1 protein-coding gene is annotated in these 2,143 nt (G+C 31.7%); it reads left to right on the top strand.

Going from position 1 to position 2,143, the window contains the following annotated elements; genetic code table 11:
* Nucleotides 1–62: 62 nt before the first annotated feature.
* A partial coding sequence (locus VLM92_RS11135) for an ATP-dependent RecD-like DNA helicase (RefSeq protein WP_325276418.1) occupies nt 63–2,143 on the top strand: 2,081 nt, incomplete at its 3' end.

Raw genomic sequence — 2,143 nt, 5'->3', positions numbered from 1 at the left:
CTACTTTTTTACTTTTTCATAAGAAAATACGTTATATGTATCAAGGAAGGAAGTGTTTTAATATGAAAAGTAAAATAAGAATAAGTAGAATAATGTTTCCGAAAGGATGCTACAAAACACAAGCAGGAGATTTTAGTATATTTACTGCAGAAGTAATAGAGCATATGGATGGTGATGCACCAAAAATAAATCCAACATACGGAACAATTACATTGAAAGGTAATGTACCTGCTATAACTGCAGGAGATGAATTTGTTGCAGTATATGACAATGAAGAAACAAATAATTTTGGAACTAGTTATGACTTAACTATGCTTACTAAAGATGTAGATAAGACTAACAGTAAACAAGTTAAAGAATATTTAAAAGTATTATGTGGAGAAAGAATAGCAGAAGAACTTATGAAACTACCAGACCCACTGGGGATGATAGAGAGAAAAGAATCAGATGCATTGTTAAAAGTAAAAGGAATTGGTCTTAAGAAATTAGATGCAATATACAAAGGCATGGCAGAAAGTTTGGACTTTAGTATAGCATTTGCCGAATTGATGCCATTAGGACTTACTAAGAATCTTATAATGAGAATATGTAAAGCATATGGTAGTGCTACTACTGCAGTAGAATTATGTAAGACGAATCCTTATGCACTTGCCAAAAAGGTATCTGGAGTATCTTTTTTAGTAGCAGATGATATTGCTAGAAAATGTGGCTTAGATATGAACTCAATGGAGAGAATTGAATGTGCCATACATTATATATTAAAAGAAAATGGTTCAAATGGAAAAACATATTTATTATCGAATCAATTAATACATATATTGAACGATTTAATGCAAATAGATTTTGATACAGTGAATAAATGTATAGTTAAAATGCAACAAGAAGGTACGATCATGTTGTTCAATGAAGGTAATGAAGTAGCATTAAGATATTATTTTGAACTGGAGCAAAAGATTGCTAAAGAGTTAAAAAGAATAGCATATGCAGAAAGTAATATAGAAGTTCCAGATGATTGGAGAGCAATAGTAAAGGAACTGGAAAAAGAACAAGGATGGCAACACACAGATGAACAAACAAACGGAATAGAAACAGTCCTATATAACAATATAACAGTGGTGACTGGTAAAGCAGGTTCTGGTAAATCAACAGTGACGAATGCCATGTGTAGAGTCTTAGATGCCTATGATATATCTATGACTTGTTTATCTGCAAAGGCATCTCAAAGAATTGCAGAAGTGACACAAAGACCTGCATCCACGATTCACAGATTGTTGAATCTTAGAAAGATGGTAGCAGGAAATGTGAATGCAGTGCAGATACATACATTATATGCAGACATAATAATCATAGACGAAAGTTCAATGGTTAATGGGGAACTATTCTTATTGCTATTGAAAGCAATAAAAAATGGTGCAAAACTAATAATTTTAGGTGACGATGGACAATTACAATCTATTGGAGATTGTGCAGTTTTTTCAGATTTATTAAAAACACAAAAGGAAATATTACCTATTGTCAAGTTAACTAAAATACATAGACAAGCACAAGCATCTGCAATAATAACTAAATCTATAGATGTAAGAAATCAAGTGGATTTATACCCAAAAGGATTTGAAGGACATACTATACTGGGTGAATTACAAGATTTAGAATTATTTATACAACAAGAAAAAGAAGGATTAGATCGAATTGTAGTAGAGCAGTTCTTTAAAGAGTTTGAAAAAAACAATGGAAATGTAATGGAAGTGCAGATCATTACACCTATGAAAAATAGAGGTTTATTATCGACTGCGAGTTTAAATAGGTTAATACAAACAAGGTATAATCCTAATGCTAATATTGCTTTTGGTAGAAAAGAGTACATGACCTCGGCAGACGTTGTTATCTTAGAAGGAGATAAGGTTATAAACACAAAGAATAACTATAGAACTAAAGATATAAACGGTGAGGAATATCCAGTTTTCAATGGGAATATAGGCATAGTAACAGAAATATTAGAAGATACAATTAGAGTGGATTTTGGTGGTCGAATTGTAGAGTTTAGAAACAAAGAAAGAGATACACTTAATTTGGCATATGCAATTACAGTTCATTCTTCCCAAGGTTCACAATGGAACTCAGTGATTTGTACATTTGATACAAC

Source organism: Romboutsia sp., from assembly GCF_035470145.1.
Lineage (GTDB): Bacteria > Bacillota > Clostridia > Peptostreptococcales > Peptostreptococcaceae > Romboutsia_D.
This window is presented reverse-complemented; position numbering and strand designations above follow the sequence as displayed.